General features: G+C 48.5%; 29 protein-coding genes. 16 read left to right on the top strand and 13 right to left on the bottom strand.

Annotated elements, in window-relative coordinates:
• Positions 1-66 precede the first annotated feature (66 nt).
• Both IEW74_RS10855 and IEW74_RS10860 read right to left on the bottom strand, forming a co-directional pair.
• On the bottom strand, positions 67-1,398 hold the full coding sequence (locus IEW74_RS10855; protein ID WP_188664775.1) for a uracil-xanthine permease family protein: 1,332 nt from the start codon (positions 1,396-1,398) through the stop codon (positions 67-69).
• Between the two features lie 124 nt (positions 1,399-1,522).
• A complete protein-coding gene (locus tag IEW74_RS10860) occupies positions 1,523-1,945 on the bottom strand; it encodes a PaaI family thioesterase (protein ID WP_188664778.1) in 423 nt (140 codons plus the stop codon).
• A gap of 118 nt (positions 1,946-2,063) precedes the next feature.
• Between IEW74_RS10860 and IEW74_RS10865 the strand changes: the two genes are divergently transcribed.
• Positions 2,064-2,867, top strand: a complete 804-nt coding sequence (locus tag IEW74_RS10865) for an enoyl-CoA hydratase (protein ID WP_188664780.1) — start codon at positions 2,064-2,066, stop codon at positions 2,865-2,867.
• Positions 2,868-2,932: 65 nt separating this feature from the next.
• On the opposite strand, the gene IEW74_RS10870 is transcribed toward IEW74_RS10865, so the two are convergent.
• Positions 2,933-3,130 (bottom strand): hypothetical protein, encoded by a 198-nt coding sequence (locus IEW74_RS10870; protein ID WP_188664782.1) that lies wholly within the window; start codon positions 3,128-3,130, stop codon positions 2,933-2,935.
• A gap of 112 nt (positions 3,131-3,242) precedes the next feature.
• On the opposite strand from IEW74_RS10870, the gene IEW74_RS17355 reads away from it, so the two are divergent.
• The 4 genes from IEW74_RS17355 to IEW74_RS10885 all read left to right on the top strand — a co-directional run bounded on the left by IEW74_RS17355 (position 3,243) and on the right by IEW74_RS10885 (position 6,423).
• Entirely contained in the window at positions 3,243-3,731 is a 489-nt protein-coding gene (locus IEW74_RS17355) for a CoA-binding protein (protein ID WP_229734322.1), read from the top strand.
• Positions 3,728-5,017: an O-acetylhomoserine aminocarboxypropyltransferase gene (locus tag IEW74_RS10875; protein ID WP_229734323.1), complete on the top strand. Its 1,290-nt coding sequence runs from the start codon at positions 3,728-3,730 to the stop codon at positions 5,015-5,017. Before IEW74_RS17355 ends, IEW74_RS10875 begins: the two co-directional genes overlap by 4 nt.
• A 13-nt stretch (positions 5,018-5,030) precedes the next feature.
• Entirely contained in the window at positions 5,031-5,201 is a 171-nt protein-coding gene (locus IEW74_RS10880) for a hypothetical protein (RefSeq protein WP_188664784.1), read from the top strand.
• A 97-nt stretch (positions 5,202-5,298) separates the two neighbouring features.
• Positions 5,299-6,423: a GGDEF domain-containing protein gene (locus tag IEW74_RS10885; RefSeq protein WP_188664786.1), complete on the top strand. Its 1,125-nt coding sequence runs from the start codon at positions 5,299-5,301 to the stop codon at positions 6,421-6,423.
• On the opposite strand, the gene IEW74_RS10890 is transcribed toward IEW74_RS10885, so the two are convergent.
• From IEW74_RS10890 to IEW74_RS10900, 3 genes are read right to left on the bottom strand one after another with little or no spacing between them, the layout of a single operon-like run.
• The gene (locus IEW74_RS10890; protein WP_188664788.1) at positions 6,420-6,692 is read right to left on the bottom strand and encodes a GIY-YIG nuclease family protein; all 273 of its coding nucleotides are present in this window, start codon (positions 6,690-6,692) and stop codon (positions 6,420-6,422) included. The two genes, IEW74_RS10885 and IEW74_RS10890, sit on opposite strands and share 4 nt — an antisense overlap.
• Entirely contained in the window at positions 6,689-7,483 is a 795-nt protein-coding gene (locus tag IEW74_RS10895) for an alpha/beta hydrolase (protein WP_188664791.1), read from the bottom strand. The genes IEW74_RS10890 and IEW74_RS10895 overlap by 4 nt, the downstream gene beginning before the upstream one ends.
• Positions 7,484-7,486: 3 nt before the next feature.
• Complete coding sequence (locus tag IEW74_RS10900) at positions 7,487-8,125, bottom strand: substrate-binding periplasmic protein (RefSeq protein ID WP_188664794.1); 639 nt, start codon at positions 8,123-8,125, stop codon at positions 7,487-7,489.
• Positions 8,126-8,503: 378 nt separating this feature from the next.
• On the opposite strand from IEW74_RS10900, the gene tkt reads away from it, so the two are divergent.
• From tkt to rpe, 3 genes are all read left to right on the top strand, one after another.
• On the top strand, positions 8,504-10,474 hold the full coding sequence (gene tkt / locus IEW74_RS10905; protein WP_188664796.1) for a transketolase: 1,971 nt from the start codon (positions 8,504-8,506) through the stop codon (positions 10,472-10,474).
• 76 nt (positions 10,475-10,550) lie between these two features.
• Complete coding sequence (gene fba, locus IEW74_RS10910; RefSeq protein ID WP_188664799.1) at positions 10,551-11,615, top strand: class II fructose-bisphosphate aldolase; 1,065 nt, start codon at positions 10,551-10,553, stop codon at positions 11,613-11,615.
• A 122-nt stretch (positions 11,616-11,737) separates the two neighbouring features.
• A complete protein-coding gene (gene rpe / locus IEW74_RS10915; RefSeq protein WP_188664801.1) occupies positions 11,738-12,385 on the top strand; it encodes a ribulose-phosphate 3-epimerase in 648 nt (215 codons plus the stop codon).
• Positions 12,386-12,645: 260 nt separating this feature from the next.
• Here the strand turns inward: rpe and ppnP are convergent, their stop codons facing one another.
• From ppnP to uvrA, 6 genes are all read right to left on the bottom strand, one after another.
• On the bottom strand, positions 12,646-12,927 hold the full coding sequence (gene ppnP, locus IEW74_RS10920) for a pyrimidine/purine nucleoside phosphorylase (protein ID WP_188664802.1): 282 nt from the start codon (positions 12,925-12,927) through the stop codon (positions 12,646-12,648).
• Positions 12,928-12,958: 31 nt separating this feature from the next.
• Complete coding sequence (locus tag IEW74_RS10925) at positions 12,959-13,726, bottom strand: TIGR02186 family protein (RefSeq protein WP_188664805.1); 768 nt, start codon at positions 13,724-13,726, stop codon at positions 12,959-12,961.
• Between the two features lie 2 nt (positions 13,727-13,728).
• Positions 13,729-14,661 carry a sulfite exporter TauE/SafE family protein gene (locus tag IEW74_RS10930; protein ID WP_188664807.1) on the bottom strand — a complete coding sequence of 311 codons (933 nt, stop codon included), beginning with the start codon at positions 14,659-14,661 and terminating at the stop codon, positions 13,729-13,731.
• A gap of 150 nt (positions 14,662-14,811) precedes the next feature.
• On the bottom strand, positions 14,812-15,165 hold the full coding sequence (locus IEW74_RS10935; protein ID WP_188664809.1) for a HepT-like ribonuclease domain-containing protein: 354 nt from the start codon (positions 15,163-15,165) through the stop codon (positions 14,812-14,814).
• Positions 15,146-15,451: a nucleotidyltransferase family protein gene (locus IEW74_RS10940; RefSeq protein WP_188664812.1), complete on the bottom strand. Its 306-nt coding sequence runs from the start codon at positions 15,449-15,451 to the stop codon at positions 15,146-15,148. Before IEW74_RS10940 ends, IEW74_RS10935 begins: the two co-directional genes overlap by 20 nt.
• 54 nt (positions 15,452-15,505) lie before the next feature.
• Entirely contained in the window at positions 15,506-18,331 is a 2,826-nt protein-coding gene (gene uvrA / locus IEW74_RS10945; RefSeq protein WP_188664813.1) for an excinuclease ABC subunit UvrA, read from the bottom strand.
• A 231-nt stretch (positions 18,332-18,562) separates the two neighbouring features.
• Here uvrA and ssb point away from each other — a divergent pair, with 231 nt between their 5' ends.
• From ssb to IEW74_RS10985, 8 genes are all read left to right on the top strand, one after another.
• Positions 18,563-19,087 carry a single-stranded DNA-binding protein gene (gene ssb, locus IEW74_RS10950; RefSeq protein WP_188664815.1) on the top strand — a complete coding sequence of 175 codons (525 nt, stop codon included), beginning with the start codon at positions 18,563-18,565 and terminating at the stop codon, positions 19,085-19,087.
• A gap of 146 nt (positions 19,088-19,233) precedes the next feature.
• A complete protein-coding gene (locus IEW74_RS10955) occupies positions 19,234-19,794 on the top strand; it encodes a DJ-1/PfpI family protein (RefSeq protein ID WP_188664817.1) in 561 nt (186 codons plus the stop codon).
• Between the two features lie 28 nt (positions 19,795-19,822).
• Positions 19,823-20,218, top strand: a complete 396-nt coding sequence (locus IEW74_RS10960; protein ID WP_188664819.1) for a ribbon-helix-helix domain-containing protein — start codon at positions 19,823-19,825, stop codon at positions 20,216-20,218.
• Between the two features lie 109 nt (positions 20,219-20,327).
• Positions 20,328-20,720: a YbaN family protein gene (locus IEW74_RS10965; protein ID WP_188664822.1), complete on the top strand. Its 393-nt coding sequence runs from the start codon at positions 20,328-20,330 to the stop codon at positions 20,718-20,720.
• Positions 20,721-21,111: 391 nt separating this feature from the next.
• Positions 21,112-22,695 carry a Re/Si-specific NAD(P)(+) transhydrogenase subunit alpha gene (locus tag IEW74_RS10970; protein WP_188664824.1) on the top strand — a complete coding sequence of 528 codons (1,584 nt, stop codon included), beginning with the start codon at positions 21,112-21,114 and terminating at the stop codon, positions 22,693-22,695.
• 14 nt (positions 22,696-22,709) lie between these two features.
• Complete coding sequence (locus IEW74_RS10975) at positions 22,710-24,137, top strand: NAD(P)(+) transhydrogenase (Re/Si-specific) subunit beta (protein WP_188664826.1); 1,428 nt, start codon at positions 22,710-22,712, stop codon at positions 24,135-24,137.
• Between the two features lie 59 nt (positions 24,138-24,196).
• Positions 24,197-24,811 (top strand): cysteine hydrolase family protein, encoded by a 615-nt coding sequence (locus IEW74_RS10980; protein ID WP_229734324.1) that lies wholly within the window; start codon positions 24,197-24,199, stop codon positions 24,809-24,811.
• 74 nt (positions 24,812-24,885) lie between these two features.
• Positions 24,886-25,284 carry a bacteriohemerythrin gene (locus IEW74_RS10985; RefSeq protein WP_188664828.1) on the top strand — a complete coding sequence of 133 codons (399 nt, stop codon included), beginning with the start codon at positions 24,886-24,888 and terminating at the stop codon, positions 25,282-25,284.
• Between the two features lie 215 nt (positions 25,285-25,499).
• Here the strand turns inward: IEW74_RS10985 and rpsU are convergent, their stop codons facing one another.
• Positions 25,500-25,763: a 30S ribosomal protein S21 gene (gene rpsU / locus IEW74_RS10990; protein ID WP_188664864.1), complete on the bottom strand. Its 264-nt coding sequence runs from the start codon at positions 25,761-25,763 to the stop codon at positions 25,500-25,502.
• Positions 25,764-25,878 lie beyond the last annotated feature (115 nt).

Here is a 25,878-nt window from a genome sequence, read left to right on the forward strand (position 1 = left end):
ATGTTGTTTTTAGTCAATCCCCGCAGCGGTGTGTGTGAATTACACCGCTGCCGTTGTGAATTGGCTTTATTCTGCTGCTTCAGTTTCGATGTCGTCAGGTTGACTGAAAATCGAACCGCCAGCTTCGGCTTTTTCGCGACCGGGCAGAATGGCGTTCAGGATCAAGCCGACCAATGTTGCCAAGGCCATACCTGCAATCTTGAAGTCGCCGGAGAACTGGATAAAGGCACCGCCGATACCGATCACCAGAATAACGGACGCAATAATCAGGTTGCGTTTCATACCAAAATCAACACGACGATCAATCATCATGCGCATACCGGAAGAGGCGATAATACCAAACAGCAAAATGGCAACACCGCCCATCACCGGAACGGGAATTGTTTGAATTAACGCACTGACGGTCCCCATAAAACCAAACAAAATTGCGATACAAGCCGCACCACCGACCACAAAAACACTCATAACACGGGTAATGGCAATAACGCCGATGTTTTCCCCGTAGGTGGTGTTGGGCGGGCCACCGATGAAGGCAGCAAGGGCGGTGGCAAGACCATCGCCGAGAAGGGAGCGATGCAGGCCCGGTTCTTCCAGGAAGTTACGCCCCGTGACTTTGGACAGGACCATTTGGTCGCCGATATGTTCGGCGATGGTGACAAAAGCCACAGGTGCAATCAGGGCAACAGCGGTCAATGTCAGGACAGACCCTTCGGAAATAAAGGCAAAGGTAAAGTCGGGTATTGCAAAAACGGGGGCTTCAGCAACTTTGGAAAAATCAATTAAGCCGAGGGATAAGCTGATCACATAACCGCCGACCACGCCAAACAGGATCGGGATGAGTGCGAAAACACCACGCATAAAGACCGAACAGACAATTGTAATGAGCAAGCTGGTAAGGGCGACACCAAAATGCAGGGTGCTGTATTGTCCGGTTGCCGGGTCGTTCATCGCCATATTGATAGCAACAGAGGCCAGCCCCAGACCGATGACCATAATAACAGGCCCAACCACGACCGGTGGCAACAGGCGCATTAGCCAACGCACACCGAAGAAATGGATCATAATCGCAACAACGACATAGACCAACCCGGCAGAAATACAGCCGACCAAGGCACCGGCGGCACCGATCCCTTCAATTTGGGAGGCCGCGATAATCGGGCCGATAAAGGCAAAGCTGGATCCCAGATAGGCCGGGATTTTGCCACGGGTACAAACGATATAGAGCAAAGTGCCCAATCCGCTGCTGATTAAGGCGACTGACGGGTTTAACCCCGTCAGGTAGGGAACAAGGATGGTTGCGCCAAACATGGCAAACAGATGTTGGGTACTCAGGATAAGCCATAAACCGGGGGACGGGCGCTCATGGACATCCAGAACAATATGATGATCGTTGCTCATCTTCTCTCTCTATATATAATTTAAGTGTCCGGACTGTGAATAAATTGACCGAAAGGTTAAATTTATCATGTGCGGATGTAAATAAAGAATCTGAATTGAGCAAGCTTTTCGCGTCTTTTTACGCTTATTCTCTGTTCGGCGGGATAGAATAGGTGCCCGTGGCATGGGCAACGGGTTCGTCGTGCCCATCGGAATGCAAGGTAACTTCCATAACGGCAAGGCGCTTGCCCAGTTTGAGAATACGTCCTTCCGCCATCAAATCACCCGGGGCGGGACGGTGCATAAAATTGATATTGAAATTGGTGGTGACTGCCAGCTTTACCTTGCCGATTGCAGACAGAATAACCGCGTACATGCAGGCATCTGCCAAAGCCATCATGGTCGGACCCGATACGGTGCCACCGGGGCGCAACATCGAGGCGTTGAACGGCAACCTCAGAACGGCGTCACCATTACCAATCTGGTCCGTTTTCATGCCGATTTCCTGTGCCCAGGGAAGTTCTGTTTCGATGATATGGTCGAAATCTTCGACGCTGATTTTTGCCATGTTGTGGCCTCCCGTTATGTTATAGTTTAGAAAAGATGTTATATTACGTTTACGTAAACGTCAATTTGCGATATCTTGATTTCGAATATTAGATTTAAGACATGGGAGACATTGAAAAATGAGTGCGCAAGCCGAAACGATAAATGAAGAATTGGTCACACGCCGTGATGAGGACGGGGTTGCTATTGTCACCTTGAACCGTCCCAAAAAATTTAATGCGTTATCTGTTGCTGTTTTGGAAGCTTTGCTTGAAACCTTTGATCAAATTGGCAAGGACAGTTCTGTACGTTGTGTGGTTTTGGCAGGTGACGGCAAGGCTTTTTGTGCAGGCCATGATCTGAAAGAAATGCGCGAAGATACAACGCGCGAGGCGATGCAGGCGCTCTTTGCAAAATGTTCGGAAGTGATGTTGAAAATTACATCCATCCCTCAGCCCGTGATCGCACGTATTCATGGGATTGCGACGGCAGCCGGATGTCAACTTGTTGCGACATGCGATTTGGCCGTTGCGGTTGAAGAAGCCCGCTTTGCGACATCCGGGATCAATGTCGGTCTGTTTTGTTCCACACCGATGGTCGCTGTGACACGAAATATGCCAACGAAACAAGCTTTTGAAATGTTGGTAACCGGTGATTTTATTGATGCCGCGACAGCGTTACAATATGGCTTGATCAATAAGGTTGTGCCCGCAGACCAACTGGATGAGGCGGTTATGGAAATGGCAACTAAAATTGCCTCTAAACCAGCGGTTTCTATCGCCCTTGGAAAGCAGTTGTTCTACAAGCAACTGGAAGCCGCCAAAGCCGTGGCTTATGATATGGCTGCAGAGACAATGACATGCAATATTCTGACAGAAGATGCCCAAGCCGGGATTGATGCCTTTATTGCCAAGCAACCCATGCCGAAATGGAAAGGCTGTTAAGCCCATATAAAAACAATTGAAAGCGCCGTTTCAACTTGCCTGGAACGGCGCTTTTTAATGGGGGATTAGCTTGTTTGACTTTTGGTTTCAAAAAAATCATCACCGGCAATATCCAATAAGGCAATCCGATTGATGACGCGTAACCAATATTCTGTTTCTTCTTCACCTGTTGCCTTTTGCATATTGTCGAACGCAATGAAGCTCGCCTTTTTCAGGCCGAACTTTTTGTAGAGTTCTTTTGCGATGGCAATTTCATCAGACATTTAACTGCCTCTGTATTTTATCTATTTATAGTTTAGTCGCGCCTGTACATACTGTACATCACCTATATGGGTAGTGTAGAACAGATTTAAATACATTTTTAGGGAAGTGATAATGAGTAATCTTGTTTATGACGATGATTGGTTGAAAGGTATTCTTCGTGATGTGCGTGTGATCGCAATGGTCGGGGCATCTGCAAAATGGAACCGTCCCAGTCATTTTGCCATGAAGTATTTGCAAGGCAAAGGTTACCGTGTCATTCCCGTGAACCCGGGGCTTGCAGGCGGTGTGATTTTAGGCGAAACGGTTTATGCGTCTTTAAATGATGTACCCGGTCCTTATCAAATGGTCGATATTTTCCGTAATTCCGAGGCAGCAGGGGCAATCTGTGATGAAGCCATTTCTTTAAAAGATGAAAAGCAGATTTCGGTAGTCTGGATGCAATTGGGCGTGCGCAATGATGAAGCGGCAACACGCGCAGAAACTGCTGGAATGAAAGTGGTGATGGATCGTTGCCCGAAAATTGAATATGGCCGTCTGTTTGGTGAATTAAGCTGGGCAGGGATCAATTCCGGTATTATTTCTTCCAAGAGGTTAAAATGACAAATCAACCTAAAGAGTACGGTTTGGAAACACGCGCAATTCATGCCGGAAGCCGACCAGATGCAACAACAGGGGCACGCAATACGCCCATTTATCAAACCACGTCTTATGTGTTTGATGATGTCGATCACGCGGCTGATTTGTTTAATCTGCAAACATTTGGTTTCATCTATTCCCGCCTGACAAATCCGACGGTATCGGCATTGGAAGAGCGTATCGCCAATCTCGAAGGCGGGCGCGCGGGTGTTTGTTGTGCATCCGGGCATTCCGCACAATTTTTGGCCTTTTTCTCTTTGCTGGAACCGGGCGATCGTTTCTTGGCGTCAAAAAATCTTTACGGCGGGTCCATGACCCAGTTCGGGGTCAGTTTTAAACGTCTGGGATGGGACGTTGATTTTGTGGACTGTACGGATTTGGAGGCTGTGAAGGCAGCCATCAAGCCGGAACACAAGGCCCTGTTTATTGAACCGTTGGCCAATCCGGGTGGTGTTATCCTGGATACGCAGGCCCTGGCGGATCTTGCCCATGAAAATCAGATGGTGTTGATTGCCGATAATACAATGGCGACACCTTATTTGTTCCGCCCTTTTGAGCATGGCGCTGATATCATTACTCATTCCGCCACCAAGTTTTTAGGCGGACATGGAACGTCGATGGGCGGTGCGGTGATTGAATCTGGCAAATTTGACTGGGTGAAGTCGGGGAAATATCCGGCTTTGGTTGAAGCTGATCCTGCCTATCACGGTTTGTCGTTTATTGAAACGTTCGGGGATTTTGGTTTTTCCATGAAAACCCGTTGTGTGGGTTTGCGTGATTTTGGTCCGGCGATGAGCCCGACAAACGCCTTTAACCTTTTAACCGGGATTGAAACGTTACATTTACGTATGGAACGACATGTGGAAAATGCCCGTAAAGTCGCAACATTTTTAGCGCAACATCCGGCGGTAAGCTGGGTGTCCTACGCTGGTCTTGCGGATAGCCCATATCACGATCTGGCGCAGAAATATTTTCCGAAGGGACCCGGATCGGTCTTTACGTTTGGGGTTAAAGGTGGTTTTGAGGCAGGTGTCAAAGTGGTTGAAAACGTCAACCTGATATCGCATCTGGCCAACATCGGGGATACGCGCAGCTTGATTATTCATCCCGCAAGTACAACGCATCGTCAACTTAGTGAAGAACAGCAAATCGCAAGCGGGGCTGGTCCCGATGTTTTACGCTTGTCGATCGGGCTGGAAACGGCAGATGATATTATTCGTGACCTCGATGAGGCTTTATCCCTGACCTAGAAGGAATTATGACATGTCGCGCCTGATTATTACAAACGGCGATAGCACCGCACAGCGTATTGCCGATATTGTTTTACCGTGGCGCGATGTGTTGCATGAAGGCCCGGCGCTGTCCTGTGACAACATGTATGTCTTTGACCGTAAAGGGGATAAAATTATACGTGCAGTGCGCCCATCTCAATGAGTGATACCGGGATTGTGATATCTTTTTGGATATGTTATTTTGCGAACATAAAACTATCTAAATGAGGTAATTTCCCTTGCAAGTCGCCCAAGTAAATATGTCGAAAAATAAACTGGATAATTTTGAAGTTTTTCCGTGGAATAAAAATTTTGAAACCGGTGTCGAAGTCATTGATGAACAGCATAAAAAACTGGTTGATTTGCTGAATGAGCTGGCAAATTCGCTGGTGCGCGAAGATATGTCTCAGGTAAATGATGCGTTTGCACAATTGGCTGATTATGCCCATTACCATTTTGAACAGGAAGAAGCGATTTGGAGCAATTACTTAGGCGATGATTCCTGGTTCATTTCCCATCAATTAAGCCATTCTTCCTTTTTGCCGCGTGTGCTGGAACTAAAAGGTATTGAGGGGGATAGCCCGTCTCAGGATGTTGTCGAAGCCGTGGTTAAATTTTTGATCCGCTGGCTGGCTTTTCATATTATTGATGACGATAAACGACTGGCCCTTGTTGTGACCAGTATGGATGCAGGCAGCACGTTGGAAGAAGCCAAAGTTCTTGCGGATCGTAAAATGAATGGTTCCTTCCGCGTTTTGATCGAAACCGTGTTGAAAATGTATGACGGGTTATCAACACGTACACTGGATTTGATGCGTGAACGGCGTGCGCGTATTATTGCAGAGCAAGAACTGCGCGAGGTCAATCGACGGCTTGAAGAATTGTCAGTAACGGACCAATTGACCGGTTTATACAATCGTCGCCATTTCGAACGGGTCTTGGACCGGGAAATGAAACGTGCGCGTCGTGAAAATAAGGCGGTGACACTTTACATGCTGGATATTGATTATTTTAAAAGTTTGAATGATCATTATGGTCATTCCGGCGGGGATGTTGCGCTGAAAACAGTCGGGCAAAAGCTTTTTGAAATTTGCCGCCGTCCCAGCGACTATGCTTTCCGAATTGGGGGGGAGGAATTTGCCGTTATTTCACGCGAACATGAAGAAGATGATGATCTGATCTTTGCAGAACTGATCCGCCGGGCGGTTGAAGATTTGGCGATCCCGAACGTCAAAAGTGAGGTGAATGACTGCTTGACTGTTTCTGTCGGTGGGTTTGCCAAAATTCCGACGAAGCAGGATACAGTGGATACTTATATGAAAGAGGCTGATGCGCGTCTCTATCGTGCCAAGGATGCCGGACGCAATATTGTTGTGACCAACTAAACGCGATGGAGTTTAAGCAGTGACTTAAACTTACGGTCTTTTTTGATTTGGGCTTCTCGGGATTGCGCTTTTCCTCTTTCTGAGAAGCCGTTTTCTACATATAAAACTTCCCAAGGGCCACGGGTCCGTGTGTATTTGGCACCCCCCGGACGTTCACCGTTATGTTCAGCCAAGCGTCGATCCGGGGTATCGTCCAATGTTACCCCGGTGTAGCAATCTCCGTTCTGGTTAATCAGAACATATACAAACCACTGTTTGTTTGCGCTCATAGGCTACGCAGCATCCAGGAACGAATACGTTCTGCTACCATTTTCCAGCGTTTATCCAGCATAACGGCATGAGGGGCGCCGGGGATAATTTCCAGATCGGCACCGTGGAAGATTGCGGTTTCATGCAAGGCACTGACGGGGATCATGGTATCGTTGTCCCCCCCGATGACGGCAATGGGGAACCCTTCTTTGGCGCGTTTGCGGGGGATGTCGAATAAGGTGACATCGTTTAGCACACGAAGAGATTCCACCTGAAATAAATTATGAACTTCTGCTAGGGATGCCGGATGGGTATCATCACTGACCAACAGGCGTTTCAACATATCAAAATTCATGGCTTCCGGGCCGAACATCATCACTTGATTGAGCGACATAAACAGGTCGGGGGAATTGTTCATCATATGCATGATGGAACTGAGTGCGCCGCTGGGGGGCAGGGAATTCAGTAAAACGGCGCCTAGACAACTATGATCTTCGATATATTTTTGAACAATCATACCACCAAGTGAATGACCGATCAGAACGCAGGGTTCGCCAATTTGTTCAATGGCTTCACAGACGTTTTTCACATAGTCATTGAGCCCGAGGAAGTGGAGCGCCCAGTTGTCAGCATTTTCCCCATGACCGCTGAGGGTGACGGCATAACAATCGTGGCCGTGTGCGGCAAAGAAGGGCATAAAACGATGGCGCCAGATCGGGGCGGAACAGAAAGAACCATGAATAAACAGAAGAGGTGGTCTTTTTGCGGCGGACTGTTTGCTGGCCTTGACGGCAATCAGATCAATCGACATGGTCTATTGAATTTTGTACATATATTTTTTCATAATGCTATCAAGCACTGTTTTTCTTAAAACTGCAAGTGTTGACCATATTTTCTCAGCTTCTTTTGAATTATTCTCGTAAAAGTCGTGGCTGAGCACCAAATACAGAGCATGGCGTTTGAACGGTGGCTGATGGGCAACCACTTTGTCTTTTAATCCCAGTTTAGACAATAAAGACAGCCCAACGTTTTTTTCAACAATGTAGCCATCCAGTTTCCCTTCGGAGACAAGTTTAAGCCCTGATGCGGGCAGGAAAGATGTGTTCGGAATGATTTTATGTTCTTTTTTCAGGCTCTTAACCGTGGCGTATCCCAACGGCGTTCCTATACGAGGGGCAGGACCTGAAAACCTTTGACCATCCCACTGAATTGCAGAATGGGCTGCATTGTAAAAAATGGGATAGTCGACAAACAAGAGGCGTCGCTCTGGATCGACTTCTCCGTTTTGCATCGGGTATTTTCCGATTTTTTCGCGCTCTTTCGTATGGATGACACCAAACATCCCGGCGATCTTGCCATCACGCAGCAGGTGCATGCACCGCTTCCAGGGACGGCGAATATATTGAACTTTTTGCCCGGCTTCCTGAAAAGCTGCTTTGGTGATTTCGACCAATACACCCGGATTCGGTTTTGCGGGTTGTTGCGTGTCACCCCGTAAATAAGGCGCATAATCTTCATCTTCATAGCATAAACGAACCGCTTCATTCCCATAAGCGACAGGCATATAGCCGAGAAGTGACACAAAACAGTATGATATGATTTTACTCAAAGAAAATTGCATGGGGGGAGCAACTATTTGTAAATTTTTAAAGTAAGGCGCAACAAAGTTATCATATAACCATTACAGGTTAAAAGAAAATATGAACATGCCGATAAAAGGTTGGGTTTTCTATGGGGTTTTTACGCTTTTCGACCTTGCTTAAAACAGGACTCTCAGGTAGTGTGCGCCCACCGTCTCAGGGGCTGTTTTTGAAATAAGGATCGTATTACGATGACCTCGCATAAGGATATGGCGAACGCCATTCGCTTCCTCTCCGCAGATGCCGTTCAGAAAGCCAAATCCGGCCATCCGGGTATGCCGATGGGTATGGCTGACGTTGCAACCGTTCTGTTTACCAAATATATGAATTTTGACCCGAAGCAGCCCAAATGGGCAGACCGGGATCGTTTTGTCTTGTCGGCGGGGCACGGGTCCATGTTGATGTACTCCTACCTGTATTTAACAGGTTATGAAGACATGACGATCGAAGAAGTCCGTAACTTCCGCCAACTTGGGGCGAAAACCGCAGGTCACCCGGAATACGGTCATGCCACAGGGATTGAAACGACAACCGGGCCGTTGGGCCAAGGCATTACCACCGCTGTTGGTATGGCCATTGCCGAAAAATTGCAAAACGCACGTTATGGCGATGAGGTGGTCAATCACTTTACCTATGTGATTGCCGGTGACGGTTGTTTGATGGAAGGGATCTCGCACGAGGCCATTTCCACAGCAGGTCATTTGAATTTGAACAAGTTGATCGTCTTTTGGGATGATAACGAAATTACCATTGACGGTAATTTGGGTGTGGCTGCCAGCGACAATCAATTGAAGCGTTTTGAGGCTTCCGGTTGGGATGCGCAAGCCATTGATGGTCACAACCCGGATGAAATTGCAGCCGCAATTGAAAAAGCACAAAAATCCGGCAAGCCGTCTTTGATTGCCTGTAAGACCAAAATCGGTAAAGGTGCACCGACCCTTGAAGGGTCGCACAAAACCCACGGCGCACCGCTTGGTGATGATGAAATTGCCCAAATGCGCAAGGATTTGGGTTGGGATGCCGCACCGTTTGAAATTCCGTCCGATATCCTGAAGGCATGGCGCGAAGCCGGTGCACGCGGTGTTGCAACACGCGAAGCCTGGCAGGAACGTTTCAACGAACTGGATCTGGATGCACAAGAAACCTTTGTTCGCACCAATGACGGTGGTCTGCCGGAAAACTGGATTGACAGCGCCAATGCTTACAAAAAGCAACTGTGTGAAGATGCCCCGAAAAAAGCAACGCGCCAAGCCTCACAGATGGCGCTGAATGCCTTATGCGAAATGATCCCGGAAATGCTGGGTGGTTCTGCCGACTTGACCGGGTCCAACCTGACGAAGGCCGATAGCCAGAAGTCTGTGACAACGGATGATTTCAGTGGCAATTACATGCATTACGGTATTCGTGAATTCGGCATGGCAGCATTTATGAACGGCATTGCCCTGCATGGCGGTTTTGTTCCTTATGGCGGAACCTTCCTTGTCTTTGCCGATTATATGCGTGCGGCGATGCGTTTATCAGCACTGATGGAACAACGTGTTATTTACGTTCTGACCCATGATTCCATCGGTCTGGGTGAAGATGGCCCAACACACCAGCCTGTTGAAACGGTTGCTTCGTTGCGTGCGATGCCCAATACCAATGTGTTCCGTCCGGCTGATGCGGTGGAAACGCTGGAATGCTGGATGCTGGCGCTGCAATCTGAAAAAACACCCTCTGTATTGGCGTTATCACGTCAAGGTTTGCCAGCAGTTCGCACAGAATATAGCGAAGAAAACAAATCTGCCAAAGGGGCCTATGTGCTGCGTGAAGCCGATGGTTTGCGTAAAGCCACGATCATTGCAACAGGGTCAGAGGTCGAAATCGCGATGCAAGCCCGTGATGTCCTGCAATCTGATGGCATTCCAACAGCGGTTGTTTCCATGCCGTGTTGGGAATTGTTTGAAAAACAGGATGATGCTTATAAACACGACACATTGGGTGATGGTGTACGTGTCGCGGTCGAGGCAGGTCTGCAAATGGGCTGGGATCGCTATATCGGTCAAAACGGTGCCTTTATCGGCATGACCGGTTTTGGGGCATCGGCTCCGGCGGATAAGCTTTATGAACATTTCGGCATTACGTCCGAGGCTGTCGTACAAGCCGTAAAAGAAAGAGTTTAAATTGTGAAAAAGGCGGCTGATTTCTGATCGGGCGCCTTTCTCCTTTGACTGATTATTATTATCTGGAGGAAATCCTATGGCACTCGTTTCCATGCGTCAGCTTCTTGATCATGCTGCTGAAAACGACTACGGCCTTCCGGCATTTAACATCAACAATATGGAACAAATGCTGGCGATTATGGCGGCTGCGTCTAAAACCGACTCTCCGGTTATTATGCAAGCCAGCCGTGGGGCACGCAGTTATGCAAATGATGCTGTTCTCAAGCATTTGATCCAAGCCGCTGTTGAAATTTACCCCGATGTTCCGGTTTGTATGCATTTGGATCACGGCAACGAATTGCGTACCTGTATGTCGGCAATGGCATCCGGTTTCTCATCCGTTATGATGGATGGGTCTTTGGAAGCTGACGGCAAGACACCTGCTTCTTATGAATATAACGTCGATACAACCGCAGAAGTCACAAAGGCTGCGCATTTGATCGGTGTTTCTGTCGAAGGGGAATTGGGGGTTCTTGGTTCACTGGAAACCGGTGAAGGCGAAAAAGAAGACGGTCATGGTTTTGAAGGCAAGTTGTCCAAGGACAAATTGCTGACCGACCCGGATCAAGCTGTTGATTTCGTCAAGAAAACCAAAGTCGATGCCTTGGCCATTGCGATGGGAACGTCCCACGGCGCTTACAAATTCACCCGCAAACCCGATGGTGAGATTTTGGCAATGGATGTGGTGAAGGAAATTCACAAAAAATTGCCCAATACTCATTTGGTCATGCATGGGTCGTCTTCGGTTCCTCAAGAACTGCAAGATATCATCAATGCCAATGGTGGCGAGATGAAACAGACCTACGGTGTGCCGCTGGAAGAAATCGTCGTCGGGATCAAAAACGGTGTGCGTAAAGTCAACATCGATACGGACAACCGCATGGCGATTACGGGTGCAATCCGCAAAGCCTTGCAATCTGACCCATCACAGTTTGACCCGCGTTTCTATTTGAAACCGGCAATGGCGGCGATGGAAAAAGAATGTGTCCAGCGTTACGAGCTGTTTAATTGTGCGGGTAAAGGCTCGAAGATCAAGCCGTTGTCTTTGGCGCAAATGGCTGATCGTTATCAAAGTGGTTCACTTGATCCGGTTATCGGCTAAGCGGTACTTCAGTGAATGATGAAAGGGCGTCTGTTTCAAGCAGGCGCTCTTTTGATTTTTGGTGTACTTTTAAGGTGGCCCTTGTTATAGCGGGGACAATCTTTTTTAAACGAGGTTCTAATATGCTTAAAATCGCCCCATCCATCCTGTCCGCAGATTTTGCCAAGTTGGGCGAAGAGGTTGCCGCCGTTGATAAAGCCGGTGCGGACTGGATCCATATTGATGTCATGGATGGTCATTTCGTACCGAACCTGACTTTTGGCCCCTGTGTTATTCAGGCGATCCGTTCCTATACGGATAAACCTTTTGATGTGCATTTGATGATTGATCCGGCGCAAAATTACCTAGCGGATTATGCCAAAGCAGGCGCTGATATCATTACCGTGCATGCTGAGGCGGATAAACATATGCACCGTTCTGTCCAAATGATTAAGGACATGGGCAAAAAGGCGGGTGTCTCGTTAAACCCGGCAACCCCGGCCGATGTTGTGGAATATGTGCTGGACGAAATTGATATGGTGCTGGTGATGAGTGTGAACCCCGGTTTTGGCGGGCAAAAGTTCATCCCATCGCAATTGGACAAAATCAAACGTCTGCGTGAAATGATCGGCGATCGACATATCGATATTCAGGTTGATGGCGGGGTGAACCCCAAAACAATCAAGTCGGTTGTGGATGCCGGGGCCAATGTGGTCGTGGCCGGGTCCGCCGTTTTTGGTGGGGATTATGCGCAAAATATGCAAGCCATTCATGCGGCAGCCAATGCATAAAGTTGATGATCGATTCAAAATAAAAAAAGCGCCTGTTTGACGGGCGCTCAGGTTATTGACAAAGCCCCTCAACTGTCATCCCCGACCCTGATCGGGGATCCATCTTTGTCCAAAGAGTAACATCTAATCCATTGACTTTAAATGGATCCCGCATCAAGTGCGGGACGACGGCTTTTGGTCAATTATTTACTGAAAATACTTTGTCAGCAGTCTGAGCGCCTGTTTGACGGGCGCTTTTTTTATTCGGTAAATTGTAATGCTTATTCGTAAGTGCACAAATAAGCGGTGTCTTGGGCGACCTTGACTTGGAATTTTACGTTCGCATCGACATTGAAGGTGGCACCGGATGCGTGAGTTGTGAAATCATTTTCCCCCGGTAACTTAACCGTCAGTGCACCACTGATAACGGTCATGGTTTCTTTTTGTGAGGTGCCGAATTCATATTCCCCGGGTGCCATGACGCCGACTGTCGCGGGCAGGGATTCGCCTTGGAATGCGATGGATTTGACTTTACCTTCAAAATATTCATTTACGTCGAACACGTTTTTATTCTCCTACAAAAAAGAAAAGTTATTATTTTTTACGAAAGACGACTGATGCCACCCATCCGGCGGCAAGTGCGATAATAACGGCAATAATACCGTATGCGAAGCTATGTCGATGGGCAAAATCATAGATTTTAGCCTCCGCCCCGATTTTTGAGACAAACAAAGGAGTGATTTGGCTGCTGACCACATCCTTGTCTTTCACCAAATAGACATAAACCAGATAAGTCCCGATCGGGATATTGGGCGGAAAAAAGAAATCGGCACGAAAGAGGCGTTTGCCTAAAAATTTAACCTGTGCGGCTTCGCTGGCATAAAGGCCGTTATTTTTTTTATTGCGCAGCAAGGCGGCCCAGAATTCTTCTTTTTTGGCATCACCGATATCGCGGCTGTTACTGGCGAGATAGCTGTTTAAATAATCAGGGCCTAGTTCAAGGCGTTGGCGGGTCGAGGCCGGGACCATTTCCGTCAATGTAGCGGATGTGGCGATATTGTAAAAAACCGGGGTGCCGCTGAAAGTGACTTCCTCATTATTTGCCCAAACCCCCATGATGCGATCTTTCTTGCGCACGACTTCATCACGCGAAGGGCCACGCACCACAACAATAACATCGCCTTCACCTTCGGTTGCGCCAAACAAAAGGACTTTGGAGCCACTGAAACTGGTGTCAATCGCGACCACATGATCGTCAAGGGCGGCCACAATCTCGTTTGTGCTTTGCGCCCGGGCATCGTTCAAGCATAAGCTCGTTACAAAAAGGCTGAGGAAAGCAGATGTCAGGCGGACGAGATGCATTTTCAATGCCCCCCCGGCAAGCCGACATTGAACAAATCGTCGGGGGTAACAATCAGATCGAAGCCAAGCTTAAGACAAACGCTCAGAACCATAACAGCCAAGAGAACGCGCAGTTGTTCGCCTTGCAACTTCATGCCGGCGCGTGCACCAAATTGGGCACCGATGACCCCACCGATCAGCAGCAGCAAGGTCAAAACAATATCAACTGTCTGGTTGCTGGTGGATTGCAAGATCGTCACGTTTGCGGTCACGAAAATAATCTGGAACAAGGAGGTGCCGATAACGACAGAAGTCGGCATACCCAGCAGGTAAATCATGGCTGGCACGATGATGAAACCGCCACCAACGCCCATAATGGCAACCAGAATGCCGACGACAAAGCCTACACTTAAGGGCAATAACGCACTGATGTAGAGTTTGGAGCGGCGAAAGCGCATTTTAAAAGGCAGTTTATGTTGCCAGCCGGAATGATCTTTTCGTTTATGGGCGTTACCGGATAAATTATAGCCGCATCGCTTGCGCCAAAGGGCGCGCGCACTTTCGATAAACATCAAAGAGCCGATAACAGACAGAAACAAAACATAAGCCAGTTTAATCACCAGATCAATTTGCCCCAGTGCCGTGAGCGCGGTGAAAATCCACACGCCGCTTGTTGACCCGACCACACCGCCGATCAACAGCATAAACCCCATTTTGAAATCGACGTTTTTGCGCCGGGTATGGGCAATGACGCCAGAGACACTGGAAGCGACAATCTGGTTTGCCCCGGTTGCCACTGCCACGGTTGGCGGAACCCCGATAAAGATCAACAACGGGGTCATCATAAATCCACCGCCGACACCAAACATGCCGGACAGAAACCCAACGGCCCCTCCCATTCCAAGCAGGAGAAACATATTTACGGATATCTCGGCAATCGGCAGATAGATATTCATTCGGCTCGGCTTTCGGATATGACCCCACAGTTTGATGTGGGGTTAAATATTGCAATTGCAACAGCTTGCATTCCTAAAGCAAAGCTTTGGTCAGGGCAATAATAGAACGGTCATCAACTGTAAAAAAATTGTGCGATTGCGAATAGAAGGCTAAGCCGCATCGCGAAGCAAGCGTTTAATAGACATTTTCAACCCGTGGAGGTCCCGTACAACCGTTTCCCAGACAATATTGGGATCGACATTGAAATATTCATGGGCAAGGAAGTTGCGCATCTGGCGCAAAGCCATCCAGGGAATCGCCTGATAGTGTTTGCGAATCTTATTGGGGATATGGTGAGTGGCTTCCCCGATAATTTCCAGATTGCGTATGACGGCATCAATGGTTTTGTCATCATGGACGAAATCGTCTTTTGTCAGTCCGGCAACATAATGTTCAATCCGGTTGATGGCTTGCAGCATGTGGTCGAGATGAAAGATCCAGCGTTCATTTTGTTGAGGTTTCATCGTAGATAACCTCGCTTAGGACATTGTCTTTCATATCAGAGGCCAGCATTTCGCGGGTGGCGATATCCACCCGCCGGCCAAAGATTTCTTCCAGTTTCAATCGCAATTCGGCCAGTTGCAACAGGCCGGGTGTTTCTGCAAATTCGATCAACATATCAATGTCACTGTCACTACGCGGGGTGCCGCGCGCAAACGATCCGAACACACCGATGCGGGCAATGCAAAACGGCTTTAATTCGTCTTGCAATGTGTTCAGTTTTTCAAAAATTGCATCGGTTTCGCTCATTGGAAAACTATATACCCGTTCATAGGTTCTGTGAAGTCAGTGGATTATTATCTCTTACTTCAAATAGTCTTTTAAATATTTTGCAGTGTAACTTTCCTCGACCTGACTGACCTGTTCAGGGGTGCCCGTTGCGACGATGCGCCCGCCTTTTGATCCGCCCTCCGGGCCGATATCGATAATATGATCCGCCGTTTTGATAACTTCGAGGTTATGTTCAATGACCACAACCGTATTACCCTGATCAACAAGGGCGTGCAGCACTTCCAGCAGTTTACGTATATCATCAAAATGCAGGCCGGTTGTCGGTTCATCCAGAATGTAGATGGTTTTACCGGTGGCGCGCCGTGACAGTTCCTTGGCGAGTTTTACGCGCTGGGCTTCCCCGCCGGACAGGGTGGTTGCTTGTTGCCCAAGGTGAATATACCCCAATCCGACCCGGTCCAGTGTAACCATTTTGTCGCGGATACTGGGTACCGCCTTGAAAAAATAAACGGATTCCTCAACCGTCATATCCAGAATGTCGGCGATGGATTTGCCACGGAACTGAACATCCAGTGTTTCACGGTTATAGCGTTTGCCTTTGCAGACATCGCATTGCACATACACGTCAGGCAGGAAGTGCATTTCGATCTTGATGACTCCATCGCCTTGGCAAGCTTCACAGCGCCCGCCTTTGACGTTGAACGAAAAACGCCCCGGTTTGTAACCACGTGTTTTAGATTCCGGCAAATTGGCAAACCATTCCCGGATGGGACCAAATGCCCCGGTATAGGTTGCCGGGTTTGATCGTGGTGTACGGCCGATCGGGGATTGGTCGATATCGACAATTTTGTCGATAAATTCGACACCTTCCAGTTTTTTGTAATCACCGGGGTGCAGGCGCGCGCCATGCAGTTTCTTCGCAAGGGCTTTATAAAGGGTTTCTATGACCAACGAGGATTTACCGCCGCCGGACACACCTGTCACACAGGTAAAGGTACCAAGGGGAATTTCCGCATCGACATTTTGCAGGTTGTTGATGCTGGCCCCTTTAATTTTAATGGATTGCCCTTTGCGCCCTTTTCGACGTTTAACGGGCAGGGGGATTTGTTCTATGCCGGTTAAATATTGCCCGGTCAAACTTTTGGGATTGGCCATGACTTCATCCGGGGTGCCTTCTGCAACCACGGTTCCACCATGAACGCCGGCGCGCGGCCCCATGTCGATCAGGTAATCGGCACTGCGAATGGCATCTTCATCATGTTCAACGACGATAACCGTGTTGTCCAGATCGCGCAGACGAACAAGTGTTTCAAGCAAGCGGTCATTGTCGCGTTGATGGAGCCCGATGGACGGTTCGTCCAGAACATAAAGTACCCCCGTCAGCCCCGACCCGATTTGGGAGGCAAGGCGAATGCGTTGGCTTTCCCCCCCACTCAGGGTGCCGGAGGAACGCGAAAGTGTCAGATATTCCAGTCCGACATTCATCAGGAAGCCGAGACGGTCATTAATTTCTCGCAGGATACGCCGGGCAATTTCCTGTTGTTTGGTTCCGAGTTTTTCTTCCAGTGATCCATACCATTTTGCCGCCTCGTCTATGGAAAAAGCAGTGACTTCGCTGATGTGCAGACCATCAATTTTAACGGCGAGGGCTTCGGGGCGCAGGCGATGCCCGTCACAGGCGGAACATTGGGTTACCGTTTGATATTTGGAAAGCTCATCGCGCACCCACGAGCTGTCGGTTTCTCGCCAGCGCCGTTCCATGTTGGGGATCACGCCTTCAAAGGGTTTGGTTACCTGATAGGATCGTTTGCCATCGTTATAGGCAATGGTGATTTCATCTTTGCCCGATCCATACAAGACCACGTCACGGACTTTTTGCGGCAATTTGCCATAGGGTGTTTCCAGATCAACATCGTAATGGGCAGCAATGGCTTGCAGGGTTTGTCCATAATAAACGCTGCTGGAATTGGCCCAAGGGGCAATGGCTTTGCTTAACGGTTCAGACTCGTTGGGGACCACAAGCTGTGGGTCGAAATACATTTCCGTTCCCAGTCCGTCACAGGCCGGGCAGGCCCCGAACGGATTGTTAAACGAAAACAGACGGGGTTCGACTTCATCAATGGTGAAACCGGACACCGGGCAGGCAAATTTAGCTGAAAAGGTGTGACGTTCCCCTGTTTTGGCGTCTTCTGCAAACAGCAAGCCATCGGCCAGTTCAAGGGCTGTTTCGATGCTGTCGGCAAGGCGACTTTCCACCCCTTCGCGCAAGACCAGACGATCAACAACAACTTCGATATCATGTTTAATTTTTTTGTTCAGTTCCGGCACGCCATCAACATCATAAAGTTCGCCATCGACCTTAACGCGTTGAAAGCCTTTTTTCTGAAGCTCAAGAAATTCTTTTTTATATTCCCCTTTGCGCCCTCGCACGATGGGGGCAAGTAAATAAAGACGGGTGCCGTCTTCCAGTCCCATAATCCGGTCAACCATTTGGGAAACGGTCTGGCTTTCAATGGGGAGGCCCGTTGCCGGGGAATGGGGGATACCGACACGCGCCCATAAAAGACGCATGTAGTCGTAAATCTCGGTCACGGTTCCAACTGTGGAACGCGGGTTTTTTGAGGTTGTCTTTTGTTCAATGGAAATCGCAGGCGATAGTCCCTCGATATGATCGACATCCGGTTTTTGCATCAATTCCAGAAATTGTCGAGCGTAAGCCGATAAAGACTCTACATAACGGCGCTGTCCCTCGGCATAGATGGTGTCGAAGGCAAGCGAAGATTTCCCCGATCCAGAAAGGCCGGTGATGACCGTCAGGGAGTTTTTGGGGATATTCACATCCACATTTTGCAAGTTGTGTTCGCGTGCCCCACGGACCTGAATTTCATCAACGCTCATAATCATCATGCCTAAAAAGATCAAAAGGAGAACATTTGGAAGGTTTAGAAATAGTTCGAACTGCGTCCTAAGTAAAGTGTTAATGGGTAAAAACTGTAAAGGAAGAGATTGGGAGAAGCTTAATTTCGTAAAATGTGGTAAGAATGAAACAAGATTTGAGTCGCATCCGCGAGATGATTTATGTATTGTCAGCCCAACATTAAATAACCGTATAGAAGGCAAGGAGTTCCAATGGCGGGTTCAGTAAACAAGGTGATTTTGGTTGGTAATCTCGGGCGTGACCCTGAAGTGCGTTTTGCCAACGATGGATCGAAAATCGTCAATATGTCTTTGGCAACTTCTGAAAGCTGGAAAGACCGTCAATCCGGTGAACGTCGTGAACGTACGGAATGGCACCGCGTTGTTATTTTTAACGAACGTCTGGCGGATGTGGCTGAACGGTTCTTGCGCAAAGGGTCCACAGTTTATGTGGAAGGTGCCCTTCAGACCCGTAAATGGACGGATCAAAGCGGTGTTGAAAAATACACAACCGAAGTTGTCCTGCAACGTTTCCGTGGTGAATTAACCATGTTGGGCAGTCGTGGCGGCGAAGGCGCCGGTGGCGGTTACGGCGGTGGTGACGATTACGGTCAGGGCAGCACTGCTGGCGGTGGGTTTGGCGGTTCCGCTGATCCGAAAGGCGGCAGCACCGGACCGGAATGGAATTCCGGCGGGAGTGTTCCGGGTGGTGATCTGGATGATGAAATTCCGTTCTAGTCAGGAAACTTAGACAATTTACAGAAAAGCGTGTGGCTCCTTGGAGTGCGCGCTTTTTTTATGGAATGTGGTATTCCTGTAATACCCGCAATCATAGTTTTTTTGATACTGTTGCGAACCTGAATGATAAAAATGGAGGTTTTACAATGGGTAAAAAGTTATTGATGATTACGGGTGATTTTACCGAAGATTACGAAACAATGGTGCCGTTTCAGGCGCTTATGGCGTGTGATTTTCAGGTGGATGCGGTTTGTCCGGATAAAAAGGCTGGTGATCATGTGGCAACGGCGATCCATGATTTTGAAGGGGATCAAACTTATTCGGAAAACCGTGGGCATAATTTTACACTGAATGCGACATTTGATGAGGTGGATGTTGCCTCATATGACGGACTGGTCATTCCCGGTGGACGCGCGCCGGAATATCTGCGTTTGAACCCCCTTGTTCTGGGGATGGTTCAACATTTTTTTGAAACCAATAAACCGGTTGCTGCGATCTGTCATGGGGCACAGTTGTTGAGTGCCGCCGGTGTTCTATCTGGTCGTACATGCTCAGCCTATCCGGCTTGCTCACCTGAAATTACACAGGCAGGCGGTACCTATGCCGATATTGAAGTTACGCAAGCTGTTACTGACGGGAATTTGGTCACCGCACCGGCCTGGCCTGCCCATCCGGATTGGTTAAAGCAGTTTATGGCGTTATTCTAAATCGAAATGAAAGAGACGGGAGTTTTCCATGTGTGAGTTATTTGTTGGGGCCGAGAGTGATCTTTGGCTCAGTCAGTCGAAATCATTGCGTATAGATGGTGTGGCAACAAGTATCCGCATGGAAAACTTCTTTTGGCAAACATTAAGTGAAATTGCCTATCGGGATGCGATGACGGTTAATCAATTGATCACCAAACTTTACCATGAATCGATTGATGCCGAACATGATCTGGGAAATTTCACATCGTTTTTGCGGGTGTGTTGTGGGCGTTATTATGCCTTGCTGGCTGCAGGTGATCTTTCCCCGTCCTTGGATGAAGAATTGGGAGGGGTGGATGCGCCGACGATTTTGGGACGGGAAGGTCAACGTCGGGCGCAAACCTTGTCACAGATCACGATGCAGACGTCTCTGAAAGTCAATTAGGTCGTTCATGTCATAATTTTGCCCGTTTTTTAGGTGAATTTACTTTGTAAGAATACTTAGAGCGCTTTTTTCGGGTTGAAAGCCGGGTGGAGACACCCAAATAAAAAACATGAGCACGAACAGTCAACGCCATATATTTTTAGCAATAGGCTGGGTTTTTACCGGGCTGGGGTTTGTGGGCGTCATGCTTCCCCTTCTGCCGACAACCCCGTTCTTACTTGTCGCTGTGTGGGCCTTTAGTAAAAGTTCTCCCAAGCTACGGCGCTGGCTGTTCACTCATCCCCGGTTTGGTCATCACCTGCGCAATTGGTTTGATCAGGGGGCGATTTCCCGGCAAGCCAAAATTGTTTCGGTCAGTTTCATGGCGCTATCCGTTGGATTCTCCCTACTGATAAGTGAAAATTTATATGTGATTGTTTCACTTACAGTTATTATGGTTGCAACTGCAACCTTTATCCTCACGAGACCGAATCCGAATGCTGTTGCAATTAAGTCACAGTAACTTTTAGCGAGTTGTCATACCAACATGCTGCGCAGCAGCATAAAAAATCCCCGTTTTCTGCGCCCTGTAAGGGCTGATGATCCCTTGATTTATGGCTCGATTGAACCTGTAAATTAGAATGATGAAATGTTGCGATGCGCAACTAAAATTACATTTGTTTAAATGAAGGGGTTGCAGGTATTGGTATGACCAAGGCATAAAAGCGGGACTAAAAAATGAATTTCGCGTATCTTATTTTTGGTTTCCCAGTTGGGAGACTGGGGAAGGTTACGCTCTAATTGTTCAGGGGAAACCCTCAAAAATACTTTTTGCTGCGCGTGCGAGTGACACAACGCAATAAAATGTGTTGAGAAATCTTCCGTCAGGGAAGGACCAAGAACTGTGAGGATACATGGAAAACGGACAGATAATCGGGACACCGAAAGAGATCGTTAAGGGGGAAGCGCGGGTCGCGATGACTCCTGACTCCGCTCTTCAGCTTCAGAAACTGGGATATCAATGCGCCATTCAATCGGGTGCAGGCGTTATGGCCGGTTTTTCTGACGAAGCTTATGAAAAAGCGGGTGTCGAAGTCATTAAAACAGCCAAAGGCCTGTGGGAAAAGGCGGATATTATCGCCAAGGTCCGCCAGCCGGAAACGCGCGAGTTAAAGTACCTTGTTAAGGGGAAAACCTTGATTTCCTTCTTCAATCCGGCCGGAAACGAAGAAGGTATGACAGCGGCAAAAGAAGCCGGTGCGAACGTTATTGCGATGGAAATGGTGCCGCGTATTTCACGGGCGCAAAAAATGGACGCTTTGTCCTCTATGGCAAATATCGCCGGGTATCGTGCGGTTATTGAAGCCGGGAATAATTTTGGTCGCTTCTTTACAGGCCAGATTACGGCTGCCGGTAAAGTGCCACCCGCCAAGGTTATGGTTGTGGGCGCGGGTGTCGCCGGTCTTGCTGCAATTGGTGCCTCTGTATCGCTTGGGGCGATTACCTATGCTTTTGACGTGCGCCCGGAAGTGGCCGAGCAGGTTGAATCAATGGGGGCAGAGTTCGTCTATCTGGATTTTGAAGAAGAACAACAAGATGGTGCCGCAACAGGTGGGTATGCATCGGTTTCTTCCCCTGAATTTCGTGAGGCCCAGCTTGCCAAATTCCGCGAATTGGCCCCCGAAGTCGATATTGTTATTACAACAGCCCTGATCCCCAACCGCGAAGCGCCTAAGCTGTGGTTGGCCGATATGGTTGCAGCCATGAAAACAGGGTCTGTTATCGTTGATTTGGCGGCAGAGCGCGGCGGCAACGTTGAAGGAACTGTTATGGACGAGAAAGTGGTCACCGAAAACGGTGTCACGATTATCGGTTACACAGATTTCCCATCACGCATGGCGGCCCAGTCATCGACCCTTTATTCCACAAACATCCGCCATATGATGACGGACCTGACACCGGAAAAAGACGGACAGGTTAATCATAATATGGAAGACGATGTCATCCGTGGGGCCACGGTGACGTTTGAAGGCGAGGTCACATTCCCGCCCCCGCCGCCGAAAGTCAAAGCGATTGCGGCGCAAAAGAAACCGGAGGTCAAACAACTGACACCGGAAGAAAAACGCGCAAAAGAAATTGCCGACTTCAAAGACGCAACGAAGAAACAGGTGATTATGCTGGGCGTTGGTGGTTTGTTGATGTTGCTTGTTGGCGCTTATGCACCCGCCAGCTTTATGAACCATTTTATCGTTTTCGTACTGTCTTGTTTTGTCGGCTTCCAAGTTATTTGGAATGTCTCCCATGCTTTGCATACGCCGTTGATGGCGGTAACCAACGCCATTTCAGGGATTGTGATTTTGGGGGCGGTCTTGCAGATCGGGTCCAGCAGTTCACTGGTTGTGATCATGGCGACGATTTCTGTCTTGATTGCTTCGATCAATATCGTTGGGGGCTTCCTTGTCACCCGCCGTATGCTGGCTATGTTTGAGAAGTCTTAAGGGGAAATAAAACAATGACTTATGGTATTTTGACCGCTGCTTATATTGCAGCTTCCGTCTTGTTTATCCTTTCTCTGGGCGGACTTTCAAATCAGGAAAAAGCGAAACGCGCCGTTTGGTACGGTATCGTTGGTATGGCGGTTGCGGTTTTGATGACCGTCTTTACCGCAGGCAGTTTGGGCTGGTTGATCCCGGCTATTGTTATTGGCTCCGTGATCGGTTGGTATGTGGCCGGTAAGGTGCAAATGACCGAGATGCCGCAATTGGTTGCTGCACTCCATTCCTTTGTGGGTTTGGCTGCTGTCTTTATCGGCCTCAACGCGGAATTGGAACTACAATCCGTTTTGGGGATGGATGAAGCCGCCCGTGAAGTGTTGACAGGTTTTGCCTTGAAACTGGCGCATAAAACCGCTGTTGAGATTTCTATTTTAAAGGTTGAGGTCTTTCTCGGTATCTTTATCGGGGCCATCACTTTTACGGGTTCCGTTGTGGCCTTTGGTAAACTGGCGGGTAAGATCGACGGGAAACCGATCAAGTTACCCGGTGGCCATGTCTGGAACGCAACGGCAGCACTGGCCTGTTTGATCCTTGGTATTATGTTCAGCAATGATGCGGGGATCTGGACAATGGTTCTGGTGACCTTAATCGCCGGTTTCATTGGTTGGCATTTGATCATGGGCATTGGCGGTGCCGATATGCCGGTTGTGGTTTCCATGTTGAACTCCTATTCCGGTTGGGCAGCTGCGGCAATCGGCTTTACACTGGGCAACGATCTGTTGATCGTGACAGGGGCGCTGGTTGGGTCCAGTGGTGCTATTCTGTCCTACATTATGTGTAAGGCGATGAACCGTCATTTCGTATCGGTCATTCTTGGTGGGTTCGGCGGTGACGGTGGCCCGGCGATGGAAGTCGAAGGCGAGATGATTGCCATTGATGCTGATGGTGTCGTGTCTGCATTGGAAGATGCTGATAGCATCATCATCATTCCGGGCTATGGTCTGGCGGTTGCGCAAGCACAACAGTCTGTATCTGAATTGACCAAGCGTCTGCGTGCGAAAGGCAAAGAAGTTCGTTTTGCCATTCATCCGGTTGCTGGTCGTCTGCCCGGTCACATGAACGTTTTGTTGGCGGAAGCCAAGGTGCCTTATGATATCGTTCTGGAAATGGATGAAATCAACGAAGACTTCCCGCAAACCGATGTGGCGATTGTTATCGGGTCCAATGATATTGTAAACCCGGCAGCACAAGACGATCCGAACTCCCCCATTGCCGGGATGCCGGTTCTGGAATGCTGGAAAGCCAAGCAGGTGTTTGTTTCCAAACGGGGGCAGGGGACGGGGTATTCCGGTATCGAAAACCCGCTGTTCTATAAAGAAAACACCCGCATGTTCTATGGCGATGCGAAAGCATCACTGGACACGTTGCTGCAAAGTATTAAGTAAGCCAAAAAGGCAAAAGAAATCGCAACGCCTCTTGGCGAAAGGGATTTCAAACGTCTATAGTGAAAGGCCGCTTCCCGATGGAAGCGGCCTTTTCTTTATTATGGGGCAAGCGCGATATGGAACTTGATAACGAAACCGGACTTTTGATTATTGATATGCAAAAGGCAATTGATGAACCGGTTTGGGATGGTAAAAACAATCCGGCCTATGAAACCCGTATTCTCGACTTGCTGACCCTGTGGCGGGCGCGTCAGTGGCCTGTTTTTCATATCAAACATAACGAGGCCAATCCGGCCTCGACCTTTCATACGCATGCGCCGACCAATGCCTTTAAACCGGAAACTGCCCCCTTACCGGGTGAGATCATAATCGAAAAAGAAGTCAATTGTGCCTTTATCGGAACGGGACTAGGGTCCATGTTGCGAATGGAAGGGTGCAAGAAGCTGTTGGTCTGTGGTGTCGTCACCCATAACAGTGTGGATGCAACGGTGCGTCACGCAGGCTGTCTGGGGTTTGAAACCTATCTTGTCGCCGATGCCTGCACGGCCGTCCCAGTGGTTGACCGTACGGGGAAGGAATGGGCGGCAGAAGATGTTCATCAACTATATTTGTCCGTCTTGGATGGCGAATATTGTACGGTCGTGAATATGCAGGATGTTTTTACTGCAATTTAGGACTTGAGCAGGGTCAAGCGTGTTTCACTAAAAAGTTGGTATAAAGGTCCACCTGAAATATCAAGGCGGGAACAATGACACGCTTGGTTTGGAGTGATGAATACAGTGTGGGCGATGCGGAAATTGATCGCCAACATCAGGAAATCTTTTCTTTGATTGACCGTCTGGATGATCAGGATATGGATGCGAGTGCCATGTCGGTGACGTTTGAAAAGTTGGACATTTATGTGCGCGAACATTTTGCAGACGAAGAAGAAAAGATGAAGGCGGGGGCCTATCCTGATTTGGATTCCCATATGCGCCAGCATGATGAATTTCGCGATTGGTTGCAGTCTGCCAAAGAAAGTTTTCGCACCAGCGACGGTGCCTTGGGGGCAATTGGGCAGAATATCCATGACTTTTTAAAAAGCTGGTTGTTAGCGCATATTCTGTATGCCGATCAGGCTTATAAAGGATATATACAGAAAGTTTGAGGCCGGGGGGCAAGAAAAAAGGCGAAGCTGCTATCAAGCGCTTCGCCTTTTTTTGGGTATAATGAGCCACGATTCGTTTCGTCTTGGTCAAAACAAATCAACCGCCCACATCACCACCTTTCAAGTAGTATATAAACCGAACACATGATCAGGCATGACATGTGTTGGAAGAAAATAGTCAGTTAAACAATCATCCCTTTTAACAGGGAAGCTGTTTAGAAGCCTTCACGTTCCAGACGCTTACGCTCCAGCTTACGCGCGCGGCGTACAGCTTCTGCATCTTCACGAGCTTTCTTTTCAGACGGCTTTTCGAAGTGACGGCGAAGTTTCATTTCACGGAAAACGCCTTCGCGCTGCATTTTCTTTTTCAGTGCTTTCAGTGCCTGGTCGACATTATTGTCGCGAACTACTACCTGTACGATGGTCAGGGCCTCCTTATAAAAAATAACATCCGGGCCAAAATCCCGGTCCTTTTTCATCTCATGTAAAAGGAAGCGGGTCTCTACCATATGAAAGCGTTGACGTAAAGGGTTTTATCAGTGTGTAGAATATTTGTCGGCTTTTGAAACTTTTCTGTTATATTTGTATCAAGCG

Source organism: Terasakiella brassicae (assembly GCF_014641495.1).
Lineage (GTDB): Bacteria > Pseudomonadota > Alphaproteobacteria > Rhodospirillales > Terasakiellaceae > Terasakiella > Terasakiella brassicae.

Coding starts and splice junctions, on each gene's coding strand:
- IEW74_RS10855 (WP_188664775.1), bottom strand. CDS start 1,398: ATGAGCAACGATCATCATATTGTTCTGGATGTCCATGAGCGCCCGTCC.
- IEW74_RS10860 (WP_188664778.1), bottom strand. CDS start 1,945: ATGGCAAAAATCAGCGTCGAAGATTTCGACCATATCATCGAAACAGAA.
- IEW74_RS10865 (WP_188664780.1), top strand. CDS start 2,064: ATGAGTGCGCAAGCCGAAACGATAAATGAAGAATTGGTCACACGCCGT.
- IEW74_RS10870 (WP_188664782.1), bottom strand. CDS start 3,130: ATGTCTGATGAAATTGCCATCGCAAAAGAACTCTACAAAAAGTTCGGC.
- IEW74_RS17355 (WP_229734322.1), top strand. CDS start 3,243: ATGAGTAATCTTGTTTATGACGATGATTGGTTGAAAGGTATTCTTCGT.
- IEW74_RS10875 (WP_229734323.1), top strand. CDS start 3,728: ATGACAAATCAACCTAAAGAGTACGGTTTGGAAACACGCGCAATTCAT.
- IEW74_RS10880 (WP_188664784.1), top strand. CDS start 5,031: ATGTCGCGCCTGATTATTACAAACGGCGATAGCACCGCACAGCGTATT.
- IEW74_RS10885 (WP_188664786.1), top strand. CDS start 5,299: ATGTCGAAAAATAAACTGGATAATTTTGAAGTTTTTCCGTGGAATAAA.
- IEW74_RS10890 (WP_188664788.1), bottom strand. CDS start 6,692: ATGAGCGCAAACAAACAGTGGTTTGTATATGTTCTGATTAACCAGAAC.
- IEW74_RS10895 (WP_188664791.1), bottom strand. CDS start 7,483: ATGTCGATTGATCTGATTGCCGTCAAGGCCAGCAAACAGTCCGCCGCA.
- tkt (WP_188664796.1), top strand. CDS start 8,504: ATGACCTCGCATAAGGATATGGCGAACGCCATTCGCTTCCTCTCCGCA.
- fba (WP_188664799.1), top strand. CDS start 10,551: ATGGCACTCGTTTCCATGCGTCAGCTTCTTGATCATGCTGCTGAAAAC.
- rpe (WP_188664801.1), top strand. CDS start 11,738: ATGCTTAAAATCGCCCCATCCATCCTGTCCGCAGATTTTGCCAAGTTG.
- IEW74_RS10925 (WP_188664805.1), bottom strand. CDS start 13,726: ATGCATCTCGTCCGCCTGACATCTGCTTTCCTCAGCCTTTTTGTAACG.
- IEW74_RS10930 (WP_188664807.1), bottom strand. CDS start 14,661: ATGAATATCTATCTGCCGATTGCCGAGATATCCGTAAATATGTTTCTC.
- IEW74_RS10935 (WP_188664809.1), bottom strand. CDS start 15,165: ATGAAACCTCAACAAAATGAACGCTGGATCTTTCATCTCGACCACATG.
- IEW74_RS10940 (WP_188664812.1), bottom strand. CDS start 15,451: ATGAGCGAAACCGATGCAATTTTTGAAAAACTGAACACATTGCAAGAC.
- uvrA (WP_188664813.1), bottom strand. CDS start 18,331: ATGAGCGTTGATGAAATTCAGGTCCGTGGGGCACGCGAACACAACTTG.
- ssb (WP_188664815.1), top strand. CDS start 18,563: ATGGCGGGTTCAGTAAACAAGGTGATTTTGGTTGGTAATCTCGGGCGT.
- IEW74_RS10955 (WP_188664817.1), top strand. CDS start 19,234: ATGGGTAAAAAGTTATTGATGATTACGGGTGATTTTACCGAAGATTAC.
- IEW74_RS10960 (WP_188664819.1), top strand. CDS start 19,823: ATGTGTGAGTTATTTGTTGGGGCCGAGAGTGATCTTTGGCTCAGTCAG.
- IEW74_RS10965 (WP_188664822.1), top strand. CDS start 20,328: ATGAGCACGAACAGTCAACGCCATATATTTTTAGCAATAGGCTGGGTT.
- IEW74_RS10970 (WP_188664824.1), top strand. CDS start 21,112: ATGGAAAACGGACAGATAATCGGGACACCGAAAGAGATCGTTAAGGGG.
- IEW74_RS10975 (WP_188664826.1), top strand. CDS start 22,710: ATGACTTATGGTATTTTGACCGCTGCTTATATTGCAGCTTCCGTCTTG.
- IEW74_RS10985 (WP_188664828.1), top strand. CDS start 24,886: ATGACACGCTTGGTTTGGAGTGATGAATACAGTGTGGGCGATGCGGAA.
- rpsU (WP_188664864.1), bottom strand. CDS start 25,763: ATGAAAAAGGACCGGGATTTTGGCCCGGATGTTATTTTTTATAAGGAG.